Source organism: Stenotrophomonas sp. YJH_SMC_36 (genome assembly GCF_059369935.1).
The window spans coordinates 1-24,595 of sequence record NZ_JCAFTD010000003.1 but is presented as its reverse complement, the minus strand read 5'-3'; the positions used below and the strand labels follow the sequence as shown (position 1 = coordinate 24,595).

At 67.4% G+C, this 24,595-nt stretch carries 17 protein-coding genes, 1 rRNA gene and 1 riboswitch; of the genes, 5 read left to right on the top strand and 13 right to left on the bottom strand.

The features are described 5' to 3' along the window. Window positions 1–79 precede the first annotated feature (79 nt). From AC5P76_RS06685 to glyQ, 8 genes are all read right to left on the bottom strand, one after another. The gene (locus tag AC5P76_RS06685) at window positions 80–535 is read right to left on the bottom strand and encodes an REP-associated tyrosine transposase (protein ID WP_253119088.1); all 456 of its coding nucleotides are present in this window, start codon (window positions 533–535) and stop codon (window positions 80–82) included. A 148-nt stretch (window positions 536–683) separates the two neighbouring features. Beyond that, window positions 684–1,259, bottom strand: a complete 576-nt coding sequence (locus tag AC5P76_RS06680; RefSeq protein WP_065174245.1) for a manganese efflux pump MntP — start codon at window positions 1,257–1,259, stop codon at window positions 684–686. An 88-nt stretch (window positions 1,260–1,347) separates the two neighbouring features. Then, window positions 1,348–1,437, bottom strand: a riboswitch (yybP-ykoY riboswitch). Between the two features lie 138 nt (window positions 1,438–1,575). Beyond that, window positions 1,576–5,034 (bottom strand): hybrid sensor histidine kinase/response regulator, encoded by a 3,459-nt coding sequence (locus tag AC5P76_RS06675; RefSeq protein WP_053517694.1) that lies wholly within the window; start codon window positions 5,032–5,034, stop codon window positions 1,576–1,578. 136 nt (window positions 5,035–5,170) lie between these two features. Further along, window positions 5,171–7,318 carry a S46 family peptidase gene (locus AC5P76_RS06670; protein ID WP_253119086.1) on the bottom strand — a complete coding sequence of 716 codons (2,148 nt, stop codon included), beginning with the start codon at window positions 7,316–7,318 and terminating at the stop codon, window positions 5,171–5,173. Window positions 7,319–7,433: 115 nt separating this feature from the next. Beyond that, window positions 7,434–11,291, bottom strand: coding sequence for a translocation/assembly module TamB domain-containing protein (locus tag AC5P76_RS06665; RefSeq protein WP_253119084.1), 3,858 nt, complete (start codon window positions 11,289–11,291; stop codon window positions 7,434–7,436). After that, entirely contained in the window at window positions 11,288–13,084 is a 1,797-nt protein-coding gene (locus AC5P76_RS06660; RefSeq protein WP_053517726.1) for an autotransporter assembly complex protein TamA, read from the bottom strand. The genes AC5P76_RS06665 and AC5P76_RS06660 overlap by 4 nt, the downstream gene beginning before the upstream one ends. 176 nt (window positions 13,085–13,260) lie before the next feature. Beyond that, the gene (glyS, locus tag AC5P76_RS06655) at window positions 13,261–15,336 is read right to left on the bottom strand and encodes a glycine--tRNA ligase subunit beta (RefSeq protein WP_065181403.1); all 2,076 of its coding nucleotides are present in this window, start codon (window positions 15,334–15,336) and stop codon (window positions 13,261–13,263) included. 85 nt (window positions 15,337–15,421) lie between these two features. Next, entirely contained in the window at window positions 15,422–16,333 is a 912-nt protein-coding gene (glyQ, locus tag AC5P76_RS06650) for a glycine--tRNA ligase subunit alpha (RefSeq protein WP_053517689.1), read from the bottom strand. A gap of 83 nt (window positions 16,334–16,416) precedes the next feature. On the opposite strand from glyQ, the gene AC5P76_RS06645 reads away from it, so the two are divergent. Genes AC5P76_RS06645 through AC5P76_RS06635 form a run of 3 tightly spaced genes read left to right on the top strand, consistent with a single transcriptional unit; the run spans window position 16,417 to window position 19,931 of the window. Further along, the gene (locus tag AC5P76_RS06645) at window positions 16,417–18,252 is read left to right on the top strand and encodes a GspE/PulE family protein (RefSeq protein WP_111187173.1); all 1,836 of its coding nucleotides are present in this window, start codon (window positions 16,417–16,419) and stop codon (window positions 18,250–18,252) included. Continuing rightward, the gene (locus AC5P76_RS06640) at window positions 18,224–18,970 is read left to right on the top strand and encodes a glutamine amidotransferase (protein WP_053517686.1); all 747 of its coding nucleotides are present in this window, start codon (window positions 18,224–18,226) and stop codon (window positions 18,968–18,970) included. Before AC5P76_RS06645 ends, AC5P76_RS06640 begins: the two co-directional genes overlap by 29 nt. Window positions 18,971–19,019: 49 nt before the next feature. Then, window positions 19,020–19,931 (top strand): BPSS1780 family membrane protein, encoded by a 912-nt coding sequence (locus AC5P76_RS06635; protein WP_053517685.1) that lies wholly within the window; start codon window positions 19,020–19,022, stop codon window positions 19,929–19,931. 43 nt (window positions 19,932–19,974) lie between these two features. Here AC5P76_RS06635 and tatC read toward each other — a convergent pair whose 3' ends face one another. The 4 genes from tatC to AC5P76_RS06615 form a co-directional block, all read right to left on the bottom strand. Beyond that, on the bottom strand, window positions 19,975–20,724 hold the full coding sequence (tatC, locus tag AC5P76_RS06630) for a twin-arginine translocase subunit TatC (protein WP_010482410.1): 750 nt from the start codon (window positions 20,722–20,724) through the stop codon (window positions 19,975–19,977). After that, window positions 20,721–21,206 (bottom strand): Sec-independent protein translocase protein TatB, encoded by a 486-nt coding sequence (gene tatB, locus AC5P76_RS06625; protein WP_065181400.1) that lies wholly within the window; start codon window positions 21,204–21,206, stop codon window positions 20,721–20,723. The genes tatC and tatB overlap by 4 nt, the downstream gene beginning before the upstream one ends. Window positions 21,207–21,221: 15 nt before the next feature. After that, window positions 21,222–21,449 carry a Sec-independent protein translocase subunit TatA gene (gene tatA, locus AC5P76_RS06620; RefSeq protein ID WP_053517682.1) on the bottom strand — a complete coding sequence of 76 codons (228 nt, stop codon included), beginning with the start codon at window positions 21,447–21,449 and terminating at the stop codon, window positions 21,222–21,224. Window positions 21,450–21,524: 75 nt separating this feature from the next. Then, window positions 21,525–22,418 (bottom strand): lipid-binding SYLF domain-containing protein, encoded by an 894-nt coding sequence (locus AC5P76_RS06615; RefSeq protein ID WP_053517681.1) that lies wholly within the window; start codon window positions 22,416–22,418, stop codon window positions 21,525–21,527. A gap of 166 nt (window positions 22,419–22,584) precedes the next feature. Here AC5P76_RS06615 and hemH point away from each other — a divergent pair, with 166 nt between their 5' ends. Both hemH and AC5P76_RS06605 read left to right on the top strand, forming a co-directional pair. Beyond that, a complete protein-coding gene (gene hemH, locus AC5P76_RS06610) occupies window positions 22,585–23,547 on the top strand; it encodes a ferrochelatase (RefSeq protein WP_253119083.1) in 963 nt (320 codons plus the stop codon). Beyond that, complete coding sequence (locus AC5P76_RS06605; RefSeq protein WP_253119081.1) at window positions 23,544–24,398, top strand: alpha/beta fold hydrolase; 855 nt, start codon at window positions 23,544–23,546, stop codon at window positions 24,396–24,398. The genes hemH and AC5P76_RS06605 overlap by 4 nt, the downstream gene beginning before the upstream one ends. Window positions 24,399–24,465: 67 nt before the next feature. On the opposite strand, the gene rrf is transcribed toward AC5P76_RS06605, so the two are convergent. After that, window positions 24,466–24,580, bottom strand: a 5S ribosomal RNA gene (gene rrf / locus AC5P76_RS06600). Window positions 24,581–24,595 lie beyond the last annotated feature (15 nt).

The following is a 24,595-nucleotide window of genomic DNA, read 5'->3' as shown; positions in this document are numbered from 1 at the left end:
CTGCGGAGCCGAGCACGGGGTTTCGTGATGCCCTCGTAGAGCCGAGCCCATGCTCGGCTGCTCTTCGCCTCAATGCCAATCATGCCTCAAGCGGCCATCGACTCCAGGCATAGGGGTACTCCGCGATACGGGTAGCCAACCCTGCACGCACGGGATTGGCCGCAACGTATCTCGCCTGCGTGTGCAGGCATTCATCACTGCGCAACGCATGGTCGTAGTACCCCGGCTGCCAGATCGGCACGCTCGCATCAACGCGCGTGGCGATGGATCTTCCACTCCTGGACTTCAGGATCTGCATGCAGCCGGCCAGCGTGCCGGTACGCAACTCCATCAACCAATGCAGGTGGTCGGGCATGATCACCCAGCCCAGGGAGAAGGTACGACCGGTCCGCTCTACCGTGCGCAGGGCTTCGATCAGCAGCTCAACGTTGGCCTTGTCTATGAACCAGGGACGACGCGCATGCGTTACCGTGGTAAGCGCATAGACATTGCCGGTATGCGACCAACGACCATAACGAAGTGCGGGACTGGCCATGCGAAGAGGCTATGGCACGCATGACAGCCTCTCCATCAGTGCAACACCGCAATGCCTGTCAGCCAACACCCTGACGTAGAGCCGAGCCCGTGCTCGGCTGCTTCATACGCCCGCCGAGCACGGGCTCGGCTCTACAGGTAGCCCCTGCTCAGCCCACGCCGCGCAGGTGTTCGTACAGGATCGTCGCGCCGATGATCACCAGGATCGCGCCGCCGATGATCTCGGCACGCTTGCCAACCATGCTGCCCAGCACGCGGCCGAGCATGATGCCGACGGTGACCATTGTGAGCGTGCACAGGCCGATGACCGCCGCCATCACGCCGATATGGACATCCATGAACGCCAGGCCGATACCCACCGCCATCGCATCGATGCTGGTGGCGAATCCCGTCAGCGCCAGCTTCCAGAAGCCGTGGTGCTGCGAAGGGTCTTCATCTTCTTCACCATCATCCGTACGCAGGCCGTTGTAGATCATGTGGATGCCCAGCGCGCCGAGCAGGCCGAAGGCGATCCAATGATCGAAGGCTTCGACGTACTGCAGGGCGGCACGGCCGAGCAACCAGCCGATGATGGGCGTGATCGCCTCGATGACGCCGAAGATGATGCCGGCACGCAGTGCATCGCGGAACACCGGCTTGCGCATCGCCGCGCCCTTGCCGATCGCCGCGGCGAAGGCATCGGTGGACATGGCAAAGCCGATCAGGAGGATCGAAATGGGGGACATGTGTGCTTGCTGAGGTCGGGCTTGGACGGACGCACGGCCTGCGCTCGCGCCCAACCTGACGTTGCGCGCGCGGGCCGCTGGTCTCGCCAACCATCATGGTTGTCCACGCCACGGCGCACTGGCCGAGTATGTTGACGTGGACGATTCCTGCGTAGGAATCCGGCTACTCCCCAAGGGGACGCGAAGCTTAGCATCGCGATTCGCGCCTGGCACATTTCTGGTGAAACGCGCAGGCAGGGCTGGTTTGTATAGCGATGGCTATATCAGCACCGCACTGCGCGCGGAGCCGAGCATGGGCTCGGCTCTACAGTTGCCATCAGGCTTCGTTGCTGCCGGCGTCGCGCAGCGCGCCGAGGAAGGCGCGCAGCGAGGCCGGCTTGATCGGCTTGGTCAGCACCCGATAACCCCGCTCGCGCGCCATCCGCTTCAGCTCATCGCGACCATCGGCAGTGAGCAGGGCACCGGGCAGCGGATATCCTGCCGCCTCGCGCAGTGCCACCAGCGCGTCCAGGCCATCCATGCGGTCATGCAGGTGGTAATCCACCAGCATCACCTGCGGGCGCTCGGCAATCTTTTCCAGCGCCTGATCGACGGTGGCGGCGGTGATCACCTGCACCTGCCAGCGACCCAGCAGCGCACGCATGCCGTCGAGGATTTCCTCGTCATTGTCCACGCACAGCACGCGCAGGCCGGCCAGCGAATCGCTGCGCACCGGCGTGGCGGCCACCTGGACCGCCGTGGCAGGCTCGGTGTAGCCCGGCAGAGGCGCCACGCGAGGCAGGATGATCGAGAACATCGACCCGCTGCCGACGCGGCTGCGTGCGTTGAGCCGATGGTCCAGCAGGCGCGAGATGCGCTGGCAGATCGACAGGCCCAGGCCCAGGCCCTGCTCGCCCCAGTCGAAGGGCTGCTGGTAGCGATGGAACTCATCGAAGATCTGCCGCATGTGATGCTCCGGGATGCCGGGGCCGGTATCCCACACCTGCAGTTCCACTTCCTCGCCCCGGTGGCGCACGGCCAGCACGATGCGGCCCTGCCGTGTATAGCGCAGCGCGTTGGCCAGGAAGTTCTGCAGCACACGTCGCAGCAGGCGCCGGTCGCTGCGCACCCATGCCGGGCGCGCGAACAGATCCAGGCGCAGGCCACGGCCGGCGGCAACCGGCGTGTACTGTGCGGCCAGCTCGCGCATCAGCGCGCTGACGTCGAACTCGCCGATGACCGGATGCAACCCACCTGCATCCAGCCGCGATACGTCCAGCAGGCCATCCAGCAGCTCCTCGGCCGCGCGCAGCGAGGCATCCACGCGCTCGGCCAGATGCTTCTGCTCGTCGCTCACATGAACGCTGTCACGCAGCGCCGAAGCGAACAGGCGCGCGGCATTGAGCGGCTGCAGCACGTCATGGCTGATCGCGGCCAGGAAGCGGGTCTTCGACTGCTGGGCGGCTTCAGCTTCGTGGGAGCGCTCGGCGACGCGCTGTTCCAGCGTTTCATTGGCTTCCAGCAGCGCCTTCTCGGCGTGCTTGTAATCGGTGATGTCGTTGTAGCTGGTCACATAGCCGCCGCCAGGCAAGGCCTGGCCACGCATCTCGATCACCTTGCCATCGCTGCGCGTGCGCTCGAACACATGCGGTGAACCGGCGCGCATGTAGCCGATGCGGCGGTTGATCTGCACCTCGATGTCGCCCTCGCCCAGCTCGCCCCGTTCGGCGTTGTAGCGGATCAGGTCGGCCACCGGGCGGCCCACGTACAGCATGCCGTCGGGGTAGCCGAACATGTCCTGGTAGCGGCGGTTCCACGCCGTCAGGCGCATGTCCGGATCGACCACGCTGACACCTGCACTGATGTTCTCCAGCGTGGTGGACAGGATCTCGCGGTTGAAGCGCAGTTCCTGCCCGGCTTCGTCCAACACCGCCACCACCTCACCCAGGTCCATGCCGGAACCGCGCAGCAGGCTGGTCAGGAGCAGGCGCGCGGAGGCGGCACCGATCGACGCGGCCAGCAGGCGCTCGGTGAACTGCACCCAGGGCCGGTCGGCCGGCGCGGAAGACTGCAGTTCGCGGCCCAGCGACTGCGCCTGCTCGAAGAACGAACGCCGCGCATGGCGCTCGCCCACCACGCGCGAGGCCAGCGCCAGCAGGTCGCCCACATGCACGTGGCCCGGCCAACCGCCGGCGACCGAGGGGCGCTCGGCGTACGGATCGAGGAAGGGCGCAGCACGCAGTCGCTCGTCCACCCCCGGCCGCCAGCGTGCGGACACCAGCATCATCGTTGCTGCATTGACCAGCAACGACCAGAAGGTACCGTGGGTCAGCGGATCCCAGCCGGTCATGCCGAACAGCTGCTGCGGGCGCAGCCATTCGATGCCGAACGGACCCTGCTGGACCCAGCCGGCGTCGACCCATCCCGCCATGGTCATCGCCGGCAGCAACAGGGTATAGAGCCAGGTGGCGAAGCCGAGCAGCATGCCGGTTTCCACGCCGCGGCGGCTGGCGCCACGCCAATACAGGCCGCCGATCAGGCCCGGTGCGAACTGCGCTACTGCGGCGAACGCCATCAGGCCGTAGGACGCCAGGGTGCTGTCGTTGCTGCTGCTGCGGTAGTAGCTGTACGCCATCAACGCGAGCAGCAGGATCGCCAGGCGGCGGATCCACAGCACGCGTGAAGCCACGTCGGCTGCTTCCTGGTGATCGCCACTGCGGCGCAGCAGCACCGGCATCACCAGATCATTGCTGACCATGGTGGCCAGCGCGATGGACGAGACGATGACCATGCCGGTGGCGGCAGAGAAGCCACCCACATAGGCGACCAGCGCCAGCGCGTTGCGGCCCTCGGCCAGCGGCAGCGCCAGCACCATCGCATCGTCGGCGACGCTGCCGCCGGTGCCGAACAATGTGACGCCCGCGGTGGCGATGGGCAGCACCATCGCCGAGATCAGCACCAGGTAACCACCGAACATCCAGCGTGCACGGCGCACGTCGCGTACATCGCCACATTCCACCACCGCGACATGGAACTGGCGCGGCAGGCAGACGATGGCGAGGAAACTGAGCAGGGTCTGCGAAATGAATCCCACCGGCGGCAATCCGGTGAACAGCGTATGCACCGACTCGACCACCGCATCGGTGCGGTCGGTCAGCCACACATAGGCGAATACGCCAACGGCGAGCATCGCCAGCAGCTTGATCACCGATTCCAGGGCGATCGCCAGCATCATGCCGTGGTGATGCTCGGTGGCATCCACCTGGCGCGTGCCGAACAGCGTGGCGAACAGGGCCATCAGCAGGGCGACATACAGTGCGGGATCGCTGAAGAAGCCGGTCGGGCCGGTGTTGCCGGTCAGCACCTGCAGGCTCATCGCCACCGCTTTGTACTGCAGGGCCAGGTAGGGAACGATGCCGATCAGGGCGATGATCGCCACCAGCGCAGCCAGGCGCCGCGAGCGGCCGAAGCGCGAGGAGATGAAATCGGCGATGGACACCACGTTCTGGCTGCGGGCGATCAGGGCCAGGCGCTCGATGATGCGCCAGCCGAACAGCAGCAGCAGCAGCGGCCCGATGTAGATCGGCAGGTAGCCGATACCGTTGCGCACGGCGGTGCCCACCGCGCCATAGAAGGTCCAGGACGAGCAGTACACGGCCAGCGCCAGGCTGTAGACCACCGGCCGCAGCCAGGGCCGGTCCGGGTACATCGGCCGACGGTCGCCCCACCATGCCACGCCGAACAGCAGTGCGGCATAGGCAACCGAGACCAGCAGCAGGATCCAGCTGGAGACCACGCGCGCGTTTCCGTCAGAGGAACCCGCAGTGTAGGCCAGAGGCGGCCAGACGTACGGGCTCGTTGGGGGCAACACCCCCCCACCGGCGTGGGGGGCCTACGCGGTGCGGGCCACGACCGGAGTCGTGGCCGGCGTCTTACTGGGCCGGAACGCCCATTTCCTTCAACAGTTCCGGCGCCGGGTAGACCTTGGCCAGCAGCCAGCGCAGATAGCGCATGTCCACGTGCACGGCGCGCTTGTAGCGCGGATCGAACCACCAGCTGGCACTGACCGATTCCCAGTTGCTGTCGAAGTTCAGGCCAATCAGTTCACCCTTGGCATTGAGCACGGGCGATCCCGAGTTGCCGCCGGTGGTATCGAGGTTGGTCAGGAAGTTGACGGTCTGTGTCTTCAGGGCCGGATCGGCCGTGCTGCCGAAATCACCCTTGGCGATGGCGGCCAGCAGCGGAGCCGGCGCATCGAAGGGATAGGCGTTGGTGTTCTTCTCGATGATACCGGCCACCGTGGTCACCGGCGAGTAGGTCACGCCGTCACGCGGGTGCAGTGCCTCGACCTTGCCGTAGCTGATGCGCAGGGTACGGTTGGCATCCGGGTACACCGCGCGGCCCTGCTTGGCACGCCAGGCGAACAGCGCCTGCATGTAGGCCGGGCGCAGGCGCAGCTGCTCGCCTTCGCGGGTCTTGCTCTCGTTCTCGATGCGCAGCTGCGCCGCCACCAGCGGCGCGGCCACTGCGATCAGCGGATCGGGTGCCAGGGCCTTGCCTTCGCGCGCAGCGGCGAAGCGCGAGAGACGCTGCGCCTCGTCGCCCAGCCGGGTGCTGGCGTAAAGCGTGTCCAGCGCCTGCGCCAGTTGCGCCGGGGTGCGGCCGAAGGCGGCATCGAACTCGGCCACGCGCTGCGCGTCCGGCAACTGCTGGTATCGCGTAAGCAGGGTGGTCAGCAGCGCCTTTTCGACCTCCGCTGCATACCGACGCTGCACCTGCTTGAGTACGCCCTCGATCATCGCCTGGTCGCGCTGCTGGTAACCGCTTTCGCGCTGTGCATCCGGCTTGGCCGACTCGATGCGCAGGCGTTCCAGCAGCAGCGCCGAGCGCAGCAGCTGGCTCTGGTTGGCCATCTGCTCCAGCAGCAGGTCGCGCTCACCCACCGCCGCACCCTGCGAGAGATTGGCCAGCAACGCCTGGATGTCACTCCGGTACCGGCGGTCGGTGGCCGCCAGCATGGCCGACTCGTCGGCAGCGCGCTGCGCCTTGGCATCGCTGCGCAGCAGGCCTTCCAGCTCACCGGCGGCGCGCTTGCGGTTGTTCTTCAGCGACTGCAGCTGCGAAGCGTAACGGGTACGCGCCTGCGCGTCCTTGGCAGTTGCCACCTCGATGGTGTCGATCATCTGCTGGAACACCGATACCCGGCGCGGCAACACCGCATCGACCTGGCTGGCGAACTCGGCCGCGGTTCGGTGGCGGTAGGTGATGCCCGGGTAACCGGCCAGCATCGCGTAATCGCCCTCCTTCGGACCTTCAACGGACATCTTCAGGTGCGCCGGTGGCTGATAGGGCACGTTGTCCTTGCTGTACGCGGCCGGCTTGCCATCCTTGCCGACATAGGCACGCAGCAGAGTGAAATCGCCGGTATGGCGCGGCCACATGAAATTGTCGATCTCGTCGCCATAGTTGCCGATCGCACGCGGCGGCGCGTAGACCAGGCGCACATCGCTCAGTTCCAGCTGGGCGATGCGGTAGAAATCGGTGCCGTAGTACATGTTGGCCACCGAGCAGCGCACGCTGCCGTCCTTCTCGCACTCCGCCACGATCTGCTTGCTGGCCGCATCGACCGCATCGAAGTACGCACGGCCGGTCTTGCCGCGGGCATTGGCCAGCACCTGATCGGTCACCTTGTCGAAACCAACGGTGACCAGCACGCGGAAGTCCGGATTGGCCGGCCGCTCGTCGGCGCGCCCCTGGGCGATGAAGCCGTTGTCGATCAGGTTGTGCTCGGGCGAACTGTTGTACTGGATCACGCCCATCGCCACATGGTGGTTGGTCAGCAGCAGTCCGTCGGCGGAAACGAACGAACCGGTGCCGCCGCCGGCCCGCACCACGGCGCTCAGCGGCGGTGCGGTGACGTTGGCAAGGTCGGCCGGATCGCCCTTGAAGCCCGCTGCGCGCAGCGGCTTGGCCAGCTCCGGCAGCTGGGTCGGCATCCACATGCCTTCATCGGCATGGGCGCCCGCAGCGAGGGTGAGGCCCAGGGCCAGGGCGGCAGGAAGGGTTTTGCGTGGCGACATGAGGCGATCCGGTACGACAGAACAGCCCGGGACCATAGCCGCTGGGGCCGGCAGGGGCAACGGCCGATGGTTGGGGGCCGGGCGCGGCCCGGCGCTACCGGTCGATGGCGGCGGGTTACTTCTCCCGCCGCCAGTTGATCGAGCCGCGGTTTTCCACCGTGCTCGACTCCACTTCCACGTCGAAACCGCGGCGCAGCAGATACTTCAGGGTGATCACCGAACCGGCGCCGACCAGCGATACGCCATAGCCCACATACAGCTTGGGCGAGATGTACTTGCCCACGCCGATCACCGATCCGCCCAGCGCGCGCGACTGGCTCACGCCCGCATCGTCCAGGCCCAGCTTGGCCCCCAGCTGCGATGCCAGCAGGCCGCTGCCGGCCGACAGTGCGGCCGAGGCTGCATTGACCTGCTGGGCCTGGTCGCTGCTGGCACCGGTGAGGCTGCGGCCCAGCACCAGATAGGCCAGCGCTTCGGACTGCGACATCGCCGGGTCGGACCACACGTCCGCACGCGGCTGCTGTGCACGGCCGGTCACGTCGATGCCAGCGGTGACATCACCGATCCGGCGCTCGGCACGGATGTTGATGCGCGGGTCGGATACGGCGTTGTAGTTCCAGTTGAGGTTGCCGCGGGTGATGGTCAGGTCCTGGCCATAGGCCTTGTAGCGGCCACTGACCTCCAGCCCGCCATTGGCGGTCATCTCGCGACCGGGCTTGGCCCAGACCTGCATCTTGCCGGTCAGCGCGCCCTTCAGGCCGAAGCCGGTCATCTTCACCTTGTCGCCCAGGCTGACGGTCAGGTCCATGTCCAGCGGCGAGGTGCGCGATTCCTCCGGATCGGCCGGGTCCAGCACCACCACGTCCTCGGAAACCGACGTCCCGCGATCCAGCCGCTCAAGATCGATGTCCGCCTCCGGCACATGCACGGTGCCACGCAGCTCCATCGCGGCCTTGGCCAGGGTGAAGTCCAGATTGGGGTTGGCGACGATGCGCAGTTCGCTGGTATTGGACAGCAGCACGTTCTCGCCGTGGATCTTCAGCTGCAGCGGCTGCGCATCACCGAACCAGGACAGGCCGCCATCGACATACAGCGTGCCCTGGCCCGAGTTGGCCTGCGCGGTGATCTTGGCCGAGCCGTCGGGCTGGGCGACGAAGCTGCCCTTGCCCTGGTCGAACGTCAGCCCCAGCGCGGGGAATTCGCCCTTGAAATTGCTCAGCTGCGCGTCGCCGCCCAGCGATGGCTGGCCACGGGTACCGCGCAGGCTCACGTGGCCCTCGATCAGGCCGGTCGGGCGCACGATGTCCGGCGAGAACAGCTCCAGCCAGTACAGCCGCGACATGTTGAGGTAGAGCTCACCGTTCAACGGCGCGCTGGCTTCCCAGCCGGTCTGCATCCTGGCATCGACGAAGCCGTTGCCCTGGAAGCCCATGCCCAGATAGCCCTTGATGCTGGCCGGGGTCATGTCCAGCTTCAGCGAGAACTGGTCATAACGCACCAGTTCGCCCCGGGTGCTGTCGCCACCGACGTTGCGGTTCTCGCCCAGGCGCACCCCGCCCTCCAGCGAACGCACTTCGACGTGTCCTTCCCACGCATTGCCGCGCGGCCGGATCTGCGCATCCAGACCGAGCTCGCCGCGCAGGTAGATGCGACGTCCGGACTGCGGCGGCAGCCACGGCTGCACCAGTGCCAGCGGCAACGCATCGCCGCGCACCACCAGGCCCTCGCGCGGCCAGTTCGCCTGCGCACAGAGCGCCCCGCTGCTGGCGGCAGCCAGGCAGGCCTCGGCCAGCGTGTAGCTGCCATTGTTGATGGCGAAGGCGGCCGGCGCGCGCAGCGCCCAGGCATCGCCCTTCACCGGTGCGATACGCAGCGAAGCCAGTTCGCCCCGCCATTGCTGGCCCTGCTGGCGCAGGCTGCCCTGCAGGTCGATCGCGCCCAGTTCGTTGCGGGTCTGTGCCGCCAGGCGCAGGTTCGACACGCTGCCCTGCGCATCGATGTTCAACCGTTCCAGCAGCATGCCCGCGTTGACCTGCTGTCCCTGCACGGCCAGCGTGCCGCTGTCGCCACGCCACGGCAGCCGCCCCTTGATGCTCAGGCTCCCGGCGCCATAGCCATCCCAGTTGAGGTTGTTGCCGACCAGGTCCGCGGTGATGTCCGGTGCGTCACGCGGGCCGGTCACCTGTACCTGCCCGCGCAGGCCGCCATCGGCGCCAGGCAGCAGGTCGCTCAGCTGCAGCGGTTCGAAACGTGCGTCGATGTCCAGGCGGTCGCCCACCTTGCCCGAGGCGGTGACCCGGCTGCTGCCGACGGCCAGCTTCAGCTCGCCCTGGCCCTGTTCGCCCTGCAGCGCGAACTTGCCCTGCGCATCGAGGTTGCGCTGACGCAGCACGCCCTTCAGCGACGGCAGATCGACCGTGGCTTCCAGCGTGCCGGCAGTACCCGGCGGGGCATTTGCCGGCGGCGGCAGCTGGCGGCCCTTGGACGCCAAATTGCCCGACAGCCGGCCATTCCATCCAGGCACGAAATAGCCCGGATCGAAGTCCTTCAATGTGGCCTTGGCATCCCAGTCCAGCTGCGGGGCCCATGCCACCTGGCCCTCCACCTGCAACTGCCCGCCGGGCGTCTGCGCCTGCAGCTCGCGGATCGAGGCCGCCTGGTCGTTGCCGCGCACGTCGAAACGCAGCTGCGCCTTCTGCTGCTCACGCTCCACGTCGGCACGACCGATCGCAGCCCATGCCTTCAGCGTCCCTGCCAGGCCGAAGCGGGCTTCCTTCAGTGTCACCGGTACGGGCGGACCACCGGCGGTGTTCGGATCCTCCGCCGGCACCCAGGTCAGATCATGGGCGATGACCGAGAAATCGAGTTTCTGCTGGTCTTCCTGGCTGAAATCAGCGGTACCTTCCAGGCGTGCCTCGCCCCCCAGTCCCTTCACCACCAGCGGCGAGACCTTCAGCACCTGGTCCTGCAGCGAGATGACCGAGGGCGCCAGCTCCAGCGCCTGCTCGCCCTGCTTCACCGTGCCGCGCAGCTGGGCGTTGCCGCCCTTGCCGGTGGCGCTGAAATCCAGCGCGAGTGGCGCGATGGCCGAACCCGCGAGCGCTGGCGACAGCAGAGCCGGGTCCAGTTCGTCGCTGCGCACGGTCGCGCTCCAGCTCGGATCGGTCCGCCCGTCAAACACCAGCATCGCATGCAGCGGTTTGGGCGCGCGCCCGGCCACGGCCACTTCCATGTGCGCCAGATTGCCCCGTGCAACCAGGCCGAGCGTGGCGGCCGTGCGCCCACGCGGCGCCGGCAGCACCGCGGTGACGGTCACGTCGGTGTCGTAGTCCTTGGCCGGGATGTAGCGGCCCTGGGCGGTGAAGTTGCCCATATCGCTGTCCACGACCAGCGCGCGCGCCTGGAATTCGCCGTTGGCGATTTCCACGCCGCCGCGCACGCGGCTGATGTCGATCACCGGTTCACCGGCCTGGGTCACCCGGAAACCGTCGATGGCGATGGCGTCGGCCTGGATGGCCAGCGGCATCTCGATCTGCGGCAGCGAGTCCGGCCACGACGGCAGCTTGAACGGCTCCTCGCTCTTGGCCAGGTTCAGCGAGGCATTGGTCAGTTCCAGCCTGTCGAGCAGCAGTTTGCGGCCCAGCAGCGGGCGCAGGTCCGGCTCCAGGTACGCGCGCTCGGCATGGAAGTGGATGTCGTCATAGCGGAAGTCGACGTTGTAGAGCGTCAGCGGGCCGGCCACCGGTCCGTCCACCTTGTCCCAGGTGAAGCTGGCACCCACCGGCAGGCGCGCGACCACCTGCGCCAGCAGCACGTCACGGCCGGCCACGGTCTGCAGCAGCCAGTACAGCAGCAGCAGGCCGAGCAGGACCAGGCCCAGCACGCCCACGCCAGACCATGCCCAGAAGCGGCGGCGGCGATAGAAGCGCACGCGCGGCGGCGGTGTTCCCGGGGTCTGTGCGGGCGTGCTCACAGGTCCGCTCCGATGTTCAGATACAGCTGGAACTGCGAATCCGGGTTGTTCAGGCCGTGGGCCACGTCGATGCGCACCGGGCCCACCGGCGACTTCCAGCGCACGCCGAAGCCCACACCGGTATGCAGGTCGATGGTGTTGTCGAAGGCACTGCCGGTGTCGACGAATACCGCCGCACCCCAGGGGCCACCGTTGAAGTAGTGCTCGTACTCGGCCGAGCCGATCACCAGGTTCTTGGCACCCAGCGCGTACTTGTCCGGCGCGGGCGTGCGCGGGCCCACCTCGCGGTAGGCATAGCCACGGATGCTGCGGTCACCGCCAGCGAAGTAGCGCAGGCTGGGTGGCATCGCCACCAGATCGCTGGTCCAGGTGGTGCCCCCCTCGCCACGCAGGATCAGGCGGTTGCTTTCGCCCACCGGAACGTACCAGCGAAGCACGGCATTGGCCTGCACGAAGCTGGTATCGGAGCCGGCGCCTTCAACGCCCGCGCGCACGGTGGCCGTGCCGCTGATGCCTTTGCGCGGGAACATCTCGTCATCGACATTGACGTAGTCGGCCACCAGCTGCGGATAGACCAGCGTGGAGGTGTTGTAGACCGCGTCGGTGAACTCGGTACCCGATGCATAGCGCCAGCGCTCGCGCAGCGCGTTGACCGACGCGATCGCGGTCCAGTATTCGTTGATCTCGCCGCTGCGGCTGGCGATCAGCTTGAAGTTGCGCAGGTCGATGTAGTCGGTCTGCTCGTCGTAGGCGCTGGCGGCGAAGGTATACCAGCCATCAAGCCAGGCGAACGCGGGAATCCGGTAGCTGGTCACCAGGCTCTTGCGCTTCTGCGCATAGTCCAGCTGGGTGTTCATCTTGTGGCCGCGGTTGTTGAGGAACCGCCGCTCGACACCGCCGCGTACACCGGGACCACTCTCGCTGCCGTAGCTCAGGCCCGCGGTGTAGATCGTGCGCTTGGCACGGGTCAGCTTGACGTCGACAGGCACCTCACCATTGTCGTCGGCCTGGTCCGGCCGCGGCTGGATGTCGATCACGCTGAAGTAGTCGAGCTTGGTCAGCGACTCGCGCAGCCGGTCCAGCTTGCCTTCGTGGTAGTAGCTGCCCTGTTCCCAGTACACCAGCGGATCGAACAGCTTGTCGACGAAGTAATCCTGCTCGAACCGGACCGGGCCCATGTTGTAGCGGCGGCCGCTGTCCCAGGTCAGGTCGATGTCCGCGGCGTTGTCGGCGCGGGTGATCTGTACCTGGCGCTGGGTGTAATCGGCATCGAAGTAGCCACGCTCGGCCAGGCGGCGGGTGATGGTGATCTTGCTGGCTTCGTACTGGGTATGTTCGAAACGCTGGCCCTTGCGTGGCTTGAAGGCGGTCAGGTCATCCTGCAGGTACTGGTCATACATGGCCGGGCCGGTGATGTCGATGTGCTCGCGCCGCACCGTCACCGGCGTGCCCTTGTCGACGTGGATCAGCACCTGCACATGCTCGTCCTGGCGCGGCGCCTCCACCGTGATCACCGGGTTGTAGTACCCGAACGGCTCCAACGCCTGCCGGGTCTGCCGCTCGGCCTGTGACAGCAGGTACTCCAGCCGCGATTCACCCTGCTCCTTGCCGATCGTGTCGTACAGCGTGAGCGATTCCTGGATGTTCTCGATGATCGCGGCGTCGTCGCCCTTGTCCAATCCCTTGATGTCCACCTTGTCGATGGTGCCGCGCGCGTGGGCCACGGGGGTGGCGACCAGCGACAGGACCATCAGCGGCAGGGCGTATTTCTTTGGCTGCATGCGGCACAGCATACCGACCCAACGTGACGATGCGAAATGCATCACGCCTTCAGGCATCGGTTGTTAAGTGGCGGTCAAAATACGCGTTACCGACATCATCCGCATGATGTCGGTAACGCCGGGCCATGCCCGGCGGCTTCTTCCAGCACCACACCGCGCGTTCGCCGGGCGTGGCCCGGCGCGACCACTCAGCTCGACAGATGCTCGATCGCGGCGACCTTGCCCAGTCGCTCGCCCAGCAGGGTCAGCAGCGCCAGGCGATTGCCGCGCAGCGCGGGGTCTTCGGCATTGACCATCACACCATCGAAGAATGCATCGACCTGCGGGCGCAGGCGGGCCAGGCGGGCCAGCACGGCCACGTAGTCCTTCTGATGCAGGCTGGCGCCCGTGTCGTCGATGGCGGCGGTGACGGCTTCGGCCAGCGCGCGCTCGGCCTCCTCCTGCAGCAGCGACGGGTCGATCTGGCCCGGAATGTCGCCTTCAGCCTTACGGAGGATGTTGCGGATGCGCTTGTTCGCGGCGGCCAGGGCCTCGGCCTCGGGCAGCGCTGCAAACGTGCCGATCGCGTCGAGGCGGCGATCGAAGTCGTACAGCGACGCCGGCTTCAGTTCGGCGACCGCGTTGAAGTGGGTGGCCGGCACGCCCTTGTCGGCGTAATAGCCCTTCAGGCGATCCAGGATGAAGTCGTACAGCTCACCCACATCGGCCTGCACGCCACGCGCGGCCAGGCCTTGGTTGGCGCTGGCCAGCAGCGCGCGCAGGTCCAGCTCGAAGCCACTCTCGATGATCGTACGGGCCAGGCCCAGTGCGTTGCGGCGCAGGGCAAAGGGATCCTTGTTGCCGGTCGGCTTCAGGCCCGCCGCGAACCCGCCGGCCAGTGTGTCCACACGCTCGGCGATGGCCAGCACCTTGCCCAACGGCGACAGCGCGATGTCATCGCCACCGAAGCGCGGCTGGTACGCCTCGTCGAGGGCCAGCGCCACGTCCGGCGATTCTCCGCCCGCCACCGCGTAATGGCGGCCGGCGATGCCCTGCAGTTCCGGGAACTCGTTGACCATGCGCGACTGCAGGTCGTTCTTGGCCAGCTCCGCGCTGCGGCGGGCCTGCACCGGATCGGCACCCACCTGCACGGCAACCGCTTCGGCCAGCGCCGCCACGCGCGCGACCTTGTCCGCCACGCTGCCCAGCTTGGCCTGGTAGGTCACGGTCTTCAGGCCCTCGCCCATCGCGGCCAGCCCCTGCTTCAGGTCTTCATCGAAGAAGAACTTGGCATCGGCGAAGCGCGGGCGGATCACGCGTTCGTAGCCCTTGGCCACTTCGGCCACATCCTTCGACTCGATGTTGGCGATGCCGATGAACTTCTCGGTCAGCGTGCCCGCGTCATCCAGCACCGGGAAGAACTTCTGGTTGATCTCCATCGTTTCGATCAACGCTTCCTGCGGCACGGCCAGGAAGGCGCGCTCGAAGCTGCACAGCACTGCCGAGGGCCACTCGACCAGGTTCACCACCTGCTCAAGATTGTCCTCGGTGATGCGCGCACTGCCGCCAGCCTTGCCGGCGGCGGCTTCGACCTCGGCGACGATGCGCGCGCGGCGCTCGGCCGGGTCGACCAGCACATGGGCCGCGCGCAGCGATTCGACGTAGTCCTGCGGCTGGGTCAGCCACACGGTCTTGTCATGGTGGAAGCGATGGCCACGGCTCATGCGGTCGGCCTTGAGGCCGAACAGCTCGGCCGCGACCACGTCCTTGCCGTGCAGCAGCACCAGCCAATGCACCGGCCGCGCGAAGCCCCACGGGTGGTCGCCCCAGCGCATCGGCTTGGGGATCGGCATGGCGGCGATGGCCTCGCGCAGGATCTCAGGCAGCAGATCGGCGGTGCTCGCGCCCGGCGTCACCGCGCGATGCACGAAACGCTCGCCCTTGTTGTCGGTGGTCTTCTCCAGCGCGGTCCAGTCGATGCCGGCCTTGGCGGCGAAGCCCTGCAACGCCTTGGTCGGCTGGCCTTCTGCATCCAGCGCGATGTTCAGGTACGGGCCCAGCACTTCGCTGTGCTGCTCCGGCTGTTCCAGGCCGACGCCCGGCAGCAGCACGGCCAACCGGCGCGGGGTGGACAGCGGACGTGCATCGCCCGTGTCCAGGGCAATGCCGCGCTTGCGCAGGCCTTCGACAACACCGTCGAAAAACGCCTGGGCCAGGCCCGGCAGCGCCTTGACCGGCAACTCCTCGGTGCCCAGTTCGATCAGCAGGGGGGACAATTGGCTCATCGGTTCGATCCTGTGGTGGGGGGCGCAGCGCGCAACGCGTCCGGCGCCCCGGGGTGTGATGAAAAGCAGGGTGGGAGAGCGGCCGTCAGGCTTTCTTCGCGCCCGGGAAGCCCAGCTTCTCGCGCTGCTCGTAGTAGGCCCGGGCCACCGCCTGGGCCAGCGCACGCACGCGCAGGATGTAGCGTTGGCGTTCGGTCACGCTGATGGCGCGGCGCGCATCCAGCAGGTTGAACGTGTGGCTGGCCTTCATCACCTGCTCGTAGGCCGGCAGCGGCAGGCCCACTTCGACCAGCTTCTGCGCCTCGCGCTCGCAGGCGTCGAAGCGGTGGAACATTTCTTCCACGTCGGCATGCTCGAAGTTGTAGGTGCTCTGCTCCACCTCGTTCTGGTGATAGACGTCACCGTAGGTCACCGGCTGTCCGTCCGGCCCGTAGGTCCACACCAGGTCGTAAACGTTGTCGCAGTTCTGCAGGTACATGCACAGGCGCTCGAGACCGTAGGTGATCTCGCCCAGCACCGGGCGGCACTCCAGGCCACCGGCCTGCTGGAAGTAGGTGAACTGGGTCACTTCCATGCCGTTGAGCCAGACCTCCCAGCCCAGGCCCCAGGCACCCAGGGTCGGCGACTCCCAGTTGTCCTCGACGAAGCGCAGGTCGTGCACCAGCGGGTCGATGCCCAGCGCCTGCAGCGAATCCAGGTACAGCTGCTGGATGTTGTCCGGCGCCGGCTTCATCGCCACCTGGTACTGGTAATAGCGCTGCAGGCGGTTCGGGTTCTCGCCGTAACGGCCGTCGGTGGGACGGCGCGAGGGCTGCACGTAGGCCGCGTTCCAGCCTTCCGGACCGATCGCACGCAGGAAGGTCGCCGGGTGGAACGTACCGGCGCCCACCTCCAGGTCGAGCGGCTGGATGAGCACGCAGCCCTGCTGGGCCCAGAACTGGTTCAGGGTCTGGATCAGGCCCTGGAAGGTGATCGGAACGGTCGGGGTCGCGGACATGCGGACGATTCTTGGCCGGCAAGGGGGTGCGCTAGTATAACGGCCGACCTGCGGGGCATTCCGTACCCGGGAGGAGCAGGCAGATGGAACATCGGCTGCCGGCGGGCACGCCCGGCGAGCCTGGCGCGGTACCGCTGCCGTGGGGCCGCCTGCTGTTTGAACAGGTCTCGGCCGCACTGCTGGCCGATGGCCTGGTGGCCGGGCAGGACCGCGAGCGCGTGCGGTTTTCCGCGCAGGGCGCCCGCAACGCCAGTGAAGTCCATCCGCTGGTACTGCTGTCCAACCTCAAGCTTGCCGCCAGCGACGGCGGCGAACTGACCCTGGAACGCCTCACCGAGTGGCTGGCGCGGCGCACCGGCACCCGCTACCTGCGCATCGACCCGACCCGCGTCGATGTGGCGGCGGTCACGGCCCTGGTTTCGCACGCCTATGCGCGCCGCCATCGCTTCCTGCCACTGGCGGTGGACGCCGAACGCGTGCTGGTGGCCACCAGCGAACCGCTGGTACAGGAATGGCGCCGCGACCTGCAGCACCTGACCCGCCGCCGCATCGAGCTGGCCGTGGTCAATCCGCTGGACCTGCACCGCTACACCATGGAGTTCTACGGCGTCACGCGCTCGGTGCGTGGCGCGCGCGGCGACGTGCGCGGCGAGGTGAACACCGCCCTGCCCAGCTTCGAGCAGCTGGTCGAGCTCGGCCGCACCGGCGACGTCAACGCCGACGACCAGCACATCGTGCACATCGTCGACTGGCTGCTGCAGTACGCCTATGAGCAGCGTGCGTCGGACATCCACCTGGAGCCGCGCCGCGACATGGGCCGCATGCGGTTCCGCATCGATGGCGTGCTGCACAAGGTGTTCGAGGTGCCACCGGCGGTGATGACCGCCGTGGTCAGCCGCATCAAGGTGCTGGGCCGCATGGACCTGGCCGAGCGTCGCCGGCCGCAGGATGGCCGCATCAAGACCCGGTCACCGGGTGGGCGCGAGGTGGAAATGCGCCTGTCGACCATGCCCACAGCGTTCGGCGAGAAGTGCGTGATGCGCATCTTCGACCCGGATGCGGCGTTCAAGAGCATCGACCAGCTGGGTTTCAGCCCGCAGGAGGCTGCCGGCTGGAACGCCCTGGTCGAGCGTCCGCACGGCATCGTGCTGGTGACCGGCCCGACCGGCTCCGGCAAGACCACCACCCTGTACTCCACGCTCAAGCGCCTGGCCACCCCGGACGTGAACGTGTGCACGGTGGAGGATCCGATCGAGATGATCGCGCCGGAGTTCAACCAGATGCAGGTGCAGACCAACATCGACCTGGACTTCGCCAGCGGCGTACGCACCCTGCTGCGGCAGGATCCGGACATCATCATGATCGGCGAGATCCGCGACCTGGAAACCGCGCAGATGGCGGTACAGGCGTCGCTGACGGGCCATCTGGTGCTGTCCACCCTGCACACCAACGACGCCCCCTCGGCCATCACCCGCCTGCTCGACCTGGGCGTGCCGCATTACCTGCTGGCCTCCACCGTCAACGGCATCCTCGCCCAGCGCCTGGTGCGCACCCTGTGCCCGCACTGCAAGCAGCCGCATACGCTCGGTGCCGCCGATTGGGCGGTACTGGCTGATAGCCATGCCGCATATCCAGATGCCGCCACGCCCTGTCGGCCGGTCGGTTGCCTGGAGTGCCGGCGCACCGGTTTCCTCGGCCGCATCGGCCTGTATGAGTTGCTGCCATTGGGTTCGCGGCTTCGCGCGCAGATCCGCGCCGACATGGATCTGGCCGGTTTCAGCCGTGCCGCCCGTGCCGAGGGCCTGCGGACCCTACGCCAGGCGGGGCTTGAAAAGGTGGCGCAGGGGCTGACTACAATCGAGGAAGTCCTGTCTGTCCTGCCGCCCCCGGATGAACCCAGCGCCCTTCCTGATTCTTGAAACCGGCCGTCCAGTGCCCTCGCTGCGTCGTTATGGGCGTTTCCCGCACTGGATCCGCGTCGCCGCCGGCCTGGAAGAACACGAGACGGTGGTGGTCGATGTCGAGCACGGCGGCGTCCTGCCCGACCCGCGCGCGTTCGCCGGGGTGATGGTGACCGGCTCGGCCGCTTTCGTCACCGACCACGCCGACTGGAGCGAGCGCAGCGCGGCGTGGCTGCGGCAGGCCGCCCACGATGACGTGCCGGTGTTCGGCATCTGCTACGGGCACCAGCTGCTGGCGCATGCGCTGGGCGGCGAAGTGGCCTACAACCCGGCCGGACGCGAGTCGGGCACCATTGAACTGGAGCTGCAGCCGCAGGCAGCACAGGACCCCCTGTTCCAGGGGCTGCCGCAGCATTTCGCGGCACACGCGACCCATCTGCAGACCGTACTGCGTGCCCCCGAGGGGGCCGCCGTGCTGGCACGGTCGCCGCAGGATGGCTGCCATGCCTTCCGCTGGGGCCGGCAGGCGTGGGGCGTGCAGTTCCATCCCGAGTTCGCCACCCACCACATGCGCGGCTACGTGCGTGCGCGGGCTGACTGCATCGGCCGCCACGGTGGCTGCGCCCGCAGCATCGAGCGCGCGGTCAGCGCCGCCCCCCTGGCCCGGCAGCTGCTGCGCCGTTTCGTCCGCCAGGCGCGGCAGTCTTCAGCCCAGCCGGCGGCAAAACAGGGATAATCGGCGGCGCGGGTACTGCCCGCTCCCCTTCTGTCCTCTCCGGATGTCCATGAAAGAGATTCGCAAGCTGCCGGCCTCGGCGGGCGCCCAGTGGTTGCTGGATACGTTCTCCCTGTACCGGCGTGCACCGCTGCAGCTGGCGCGGATCGGCCTGACCTGGATGCTGGTCAGCTGGGTGGTCACCCTGCTGTCCACCCTGGTGCCCGGCGCGCTGGGCCTGGCCGTGCAGCTGATGACCCTGGCCGTCTCGCCGATCATGTTCGGCGGCATGCTGTACGCCATGGGCGAGATCGACGATGGCCGGCCCGGCCTGGTCACCCACCTGCTGCAGCCGATCCGTGACCACCGCGTCAGCCACCTGCTGGTGCCGCTGGCGATCCAGGTGCTGGTGGTCCTGCTGCTGGGCGTGCTGCTGTACCTGATGATCGGTCGCGAAGGCTTCGCCGCCTTCAGCGACGTCATGGCACGGATGGAAGAGATCGCCCGCAGCAACCAGCAGGTCAGCCCCGAAGCCGCCGCCGAACTGGTCGCCCAGCTGCCGGCCACGCGCATCGCACTGTGGATGCTGCTGGTGTTCGTGACCGCCATCGCCCTGACCCTGGCGATGTTCACCCAGCCAGCGCTGGTGGTGTTCGACAAGCAGAGCGGCATGCACGCGCTGCGCCTGAGCCTGCAGGGCTGCATCGAGAACATCGCGGCGATGGCGGTGTTCGCTGTGCTCGGCGTGATCGCCGCCTTCTGCGGCTACATCCTGTTCGTGATCGTGATCCAGATCGCGATGCTGCTGGGGGGGCAGATGGTGGCTGTGTTCATCGCACAGCTGCTGCTGACCACCGTGGTGATGCCGCTGTACGTCGGCGCGGTGTATGCCGCCTGGAAGCAGATGTTCGTGCACCGTGGCAGCCGTGGCGCTCCGCCGGTTCCGGCCACGCCGCCGGCGAACGACGTCTTCCACGCCTGAGCACGCCCAACGGTAGCGCCGGGCCATGCCCGGCGCTGCCGCATCACGCGGCGGGCTTCTTCACCACCGAGGACGGCACCAGCCATCGCGCGGCATGGATGCCCAGTTCGTACAGCAGGCACATCGGGATCGCCAGCATCAGCTGCGAGACCACGTCAGGCGGCGTCAGCACGGCCGCCACCACGAAGATGCCCACGATCGCGTAGCCACGGCCCTCCTTGAACTGCTGCGGCGTCACCCATCCCAGCAGTACCAGGATCACCATCGCCACCGGCAGCTCGAAGCTGCCACCGAAGGCGAAGAAGATCGCCAGCACGAAATCCAGGTAGGCGTTGGCATCCGGAGTGATCGCGATCACATCGGGGCTGAAGGTGGTGAGGAAGTGGAACACCGCCGGCAACACCAGGAAATACGCGAAGGCGCAACCGGTGTAGAAAAGCAGCACCGACGACACCAGCAGGGGCACCGCCAGGCGTTTTTCGCGGGCATACAGTCCCGGCGCGACGAAGGCCCACAACTGGTACAGCAGCCACGGCACCGCCACGAACAGCGCGACGAAGAAGGTCAGCTTCAACGGAGCGAAGAAGGCGCCGGCCGGGTTGGTGGCGATCATCGTCTGGCCGTTCGGCAGCTGCGAGACCAGCGGTTCGGCCAGCGCGTTGTACAACTTCTGGGTAAAGGGCAGCAGTGCCAGCAGCACCACGCCCAGGCCCAGCAGCGCACGCACCAGGCGGCCGCGAAGCTCCACCAGATGCTCAACCAGCGAGCTCTCGCCGAAATCCTGTTCGCTCATCGGCCGCGCTCCTCGCTCTGCGACGCTGGCACCGGACGGGTGTCGTCTACATCCGCTGCGGATGCAGCGGACGCCCCGCCGGCATCGGCCGCAGTGCCGTCGCCCATGGACGCGGGAGGTGCAGCCTGCTGTGCCTGGCTGACATGCGGCGGCAGGTCCGCCGGCGCCGGTGCCCGCGTCTCCTGCGCCAGCGCATCACCCTGCTGCTGTGCCTGCGCGGCTTCGCGACGGATCGCCTCGCCGCTGGCACGCAACTGGTTCTCGGTGTCCTGCATGCCCTGCCGCACGTCCTGCATCTGCCGCTTGATCTCTTCGGCCTGCAGTTCGCGCTCCAGTTCCTGTTTCACCGAGTCCCACTGATTGCGGGCACGACGGACCCACAGGCCGGCAAAACGGGCCGCCTTGGGCAGACGCTCGGGACCGAGCACCACCAGGGCGACCACCGCAATGACCAGCAGTTCGCTGAAGCCGATATCAAACACCGCGACCGCTCCGGATCAGCGTGCGTTGCGGTCGTGCTCGTCCTGCGCGGTGCGCGAGGCGTCCTGGCTGCGCGTCTCATCGCCCAGCTGCGCGTTCGGCTTGTCCTCGTCGCGCATGCCCTTCTTGAATTCCTTGACCGCCGAACCGAGGTCCTTGGCGCCGCTGGTCAGACGCTTGGTGCCGAACACCAGCAGGACGATGGCCAGCACGACCAACCAATGCCAGATGCTGAAACTGCCCATAAAGACGCTCGTTACGTTAGTGATCAGGCTGTCGAGCATAGCGCACCGGCCGTTAGCCGGCGCGCGTGACGAAAGTCAGTTCCCGCCCAGCGTCTCCGTGCGGATTTCGCCTTCATTGACCGGCTGGAAGCCCTGCTGCTGTGGCGGCGGGTTCTGCGGCACGTTCTGCAGGGGCGCGGTGGTGGCTTCCGCCGGGACCGCCGGGGCTGCCTGAACAGGCGGCGGTGCGACCGTCGGCGCCGGAGCCGGGCGCGAGGCCGTGCCACCATTGCCACCGCGGTTGTTGCGCGCGGCATAGGTCGCCTCCTCCAGGCGATCACGGAAGGCGACCACATCCATCGACGGCGCACCTGCTGCCCGGCCCTCGAAGATCATCCGCGGCGTGGTGTTGCTGCCATAGGCGTCAAGGTTGGCGGCATCGTCGATCTGCAGCACCGCACCGTCCAGGGCGACGCCGGCGAACAGGCCACGCGCACGCGACCACGACCAGATTTCGGCCTTGAGCTGGCCGTCGGTGGCCGCGGCCGCATTGCGGCCGACCGGACCGGCCGCCACACCGGCATCGGCGCCCAGGGTGAACTTGCCGTTGACCAGGTTGTCCAGGCTGCGGTCGTTGCGGAACACCAGCACCACGTCCGACGACTGCACGCCGGCCTGGAAGCCAATGCTGCCGCCGGTGAGCTTGACGAAGACCGGGTTGGACCAAGCGCCGTTCGGCATGCGGACCGACATCAGGCCATGGCCACGGCGGCCACCAATGACCAGGCCTGCCTTGATCGTGTCGGGAATGACGATGACCGCGCGGCCTTCGTCGAGCAGTTTGTCCGGAATCCCCTGTTCAGGGATTTCCTGGATTTCAGCCAGCACACGCACCGCGTTGCGGGCGCGCTGGTCTTCCTGCGGCCCGGCCATGGCCTGGCTGGACAGCAGGCTGGCGGCGATCAGCAGGGCTTGGATCGGGCGACGCATGGCAGGCTCCAGAAGTCAGTCCATAGGAAGATATAGCAAGTGACTGAAATTAGTAGTGTTGTGATGAATCGGCAATGAGCGTCATCGGTCCCGCATCGGAGATGACTATGCCTGCGATGCAGATCCTGCATCCCGATACAGCGGCAGATCGGCGACAATGAGACCCATGCTCGACGCACCCGATACCGCCGTGCTGGCGGTCAACCTAGGCACGCCCGAGACGCCGACGGCCCCCGCCGTACGCCGTTACCTGGCTGAGTTCCTGTCCGACCCGCGCGTGGTGTCGATTCCGGCGCTGCTGTGGCAGCCGCTGCTGCGCGGCCTGATCCTGCCATTGCGCAGCGGCCGCTCGGCCGCCAAGTACGCCCAGGTCTGGCTGCCCGAGGGCTCGCCGCTGATGGTCCATACCCGGCGGCTGGCGCAGGCGATGCAAGCTCTGCTGCCGACCCTGCGCGTGCGCCATGCGATGCGCTATGGCGAACCCGCATTGACCGCGGAACTGGACCGGCTGGCGGCGGAAGGCGTGCGGCGCATCGTCGTGCTGCCGCTCTATCCCCAGTATTCGACCACCACCACCGCATCGGTGGAGGATCGTGTCGATGCCTGGCAGCGCAGGAATCCGGGCATCACGGTCAGCCTGGTACAGGACTACTCGGTCGACCCGGACTGGGTCGCAGCCGTGGCAGCCTCCATCCAGCGCTACTGGCAGGCGCATGGCCGTGGCCAGAGGTTGATGTTCTCCTTCCACGGCATTCCACAGCGCCTGGCCGATGGCGGTGATCCCTATCCGCAGCGCTGCGAGGCCAGTGCGCAGGCGATCGCCAATGCGCTGGGCCTGGAATGGAGCGAGTGGCAGCTCGGCTACCAGTCGCGTTTCGGGCGCGAGCGCTGGTTGCAGCCGTATGCCGAACCCAGCCTGTGGGCGCTGGCCGACGCCGGCGTGAAGCAGATCGACGTGGTCTGCCCCGGCTTTGCCACCGACTGCCTGGAAACGCTGGAAGAAGTCGAGATGGGATTCACTGAAACCCTCGCCGAACGCGGCGCACGGATGCGTTACATCCCCTGCCTCAACGATGGATCCGAGCACGCGCGTGCCTTGGCACGGCTGGCCGTGGCCTCGCTGGCATGAGCCTGCAGGGGTTCGAACTCGAGGTCGGCGGCGCGCGCGTGGCCGGCCTGCGCAATCACGGAGAGGGCCCGCGTGTGCTGGCCCTGCATGGGTGGTTGGATAACGCCGCCAGCTTCGTGCCACTCGCGCCGCATCTGCCCCATCTGGATCTGGTGGCCATCGACCTGCCTGGCCATGGCCACAGCGCCCATCTCCCGGCCGGCGCCAGCTACACCACCGCTGCCGCGATCTGCCACGTCCTTGACGTGGCCGACGCGCTGGGCTGGGAGCGCTTCAGCCTGCTCGGCCATTCGATGGGTGCGGGCATCGCCAGCCTGACGGCGGCGGTCAGTGACCGCATTGAACGCCTGGTCGCCATCGAAGCGCTGGGCGGCCTGCGGGGACCGGAAGAGGACACCGCGGATCGGCTGCGTGAGCATGTGACTGCCACGCGCGCGCTATCGCGCAAGCAGCTCAGGGTCTTCCCCGATCTTGCCGCGCCAATCCGCGCGCGGATGATGACCAACCAGCTCAGCGAAGGCTGCGCGCGCCTGCTGGTCGAGCGCGGGGTCGAGCCTGTGGAGGGCGGCTATCGCTGGTGCAGCGATCCGCGCCTGATGCTGCCCACCGCCATCCGGCTCAGCGAGGGCCAGATCGACAACCTGCTGCAGGCCATCGCCTGCCCTACGCAGGTGATCTACGCGACTCCCGCGCAGTCGTACTATCCCGAGCCGATGCGCAGCGAGCGACTGCAGCACCTGCGCGACGGGCGCCTGGCCGTGTTTCCGGGCAACCATCACCTGCATATGGAAGCGCCCGCCCAGATCGCGGCAGTGATCCAGCCGTTCCTGGGACACGGCAACGCCGGCTGAAACATCGGCTGCTGAAACGCACAAAGAAAAACCCCGCTGCGTGGGCAGCGGGGTTCTTGGGTATAAACCCTGGCGATGACCTACTCTCGCATGGCTTGAGCCACACTACCATCGGCGCAGCTGCGTTTCACTTCCGAGTTCGGGATGGGATCGGGTGGTTCCACAGCGCTAATTTCACCAGGGAGGCTTTTGGAGAG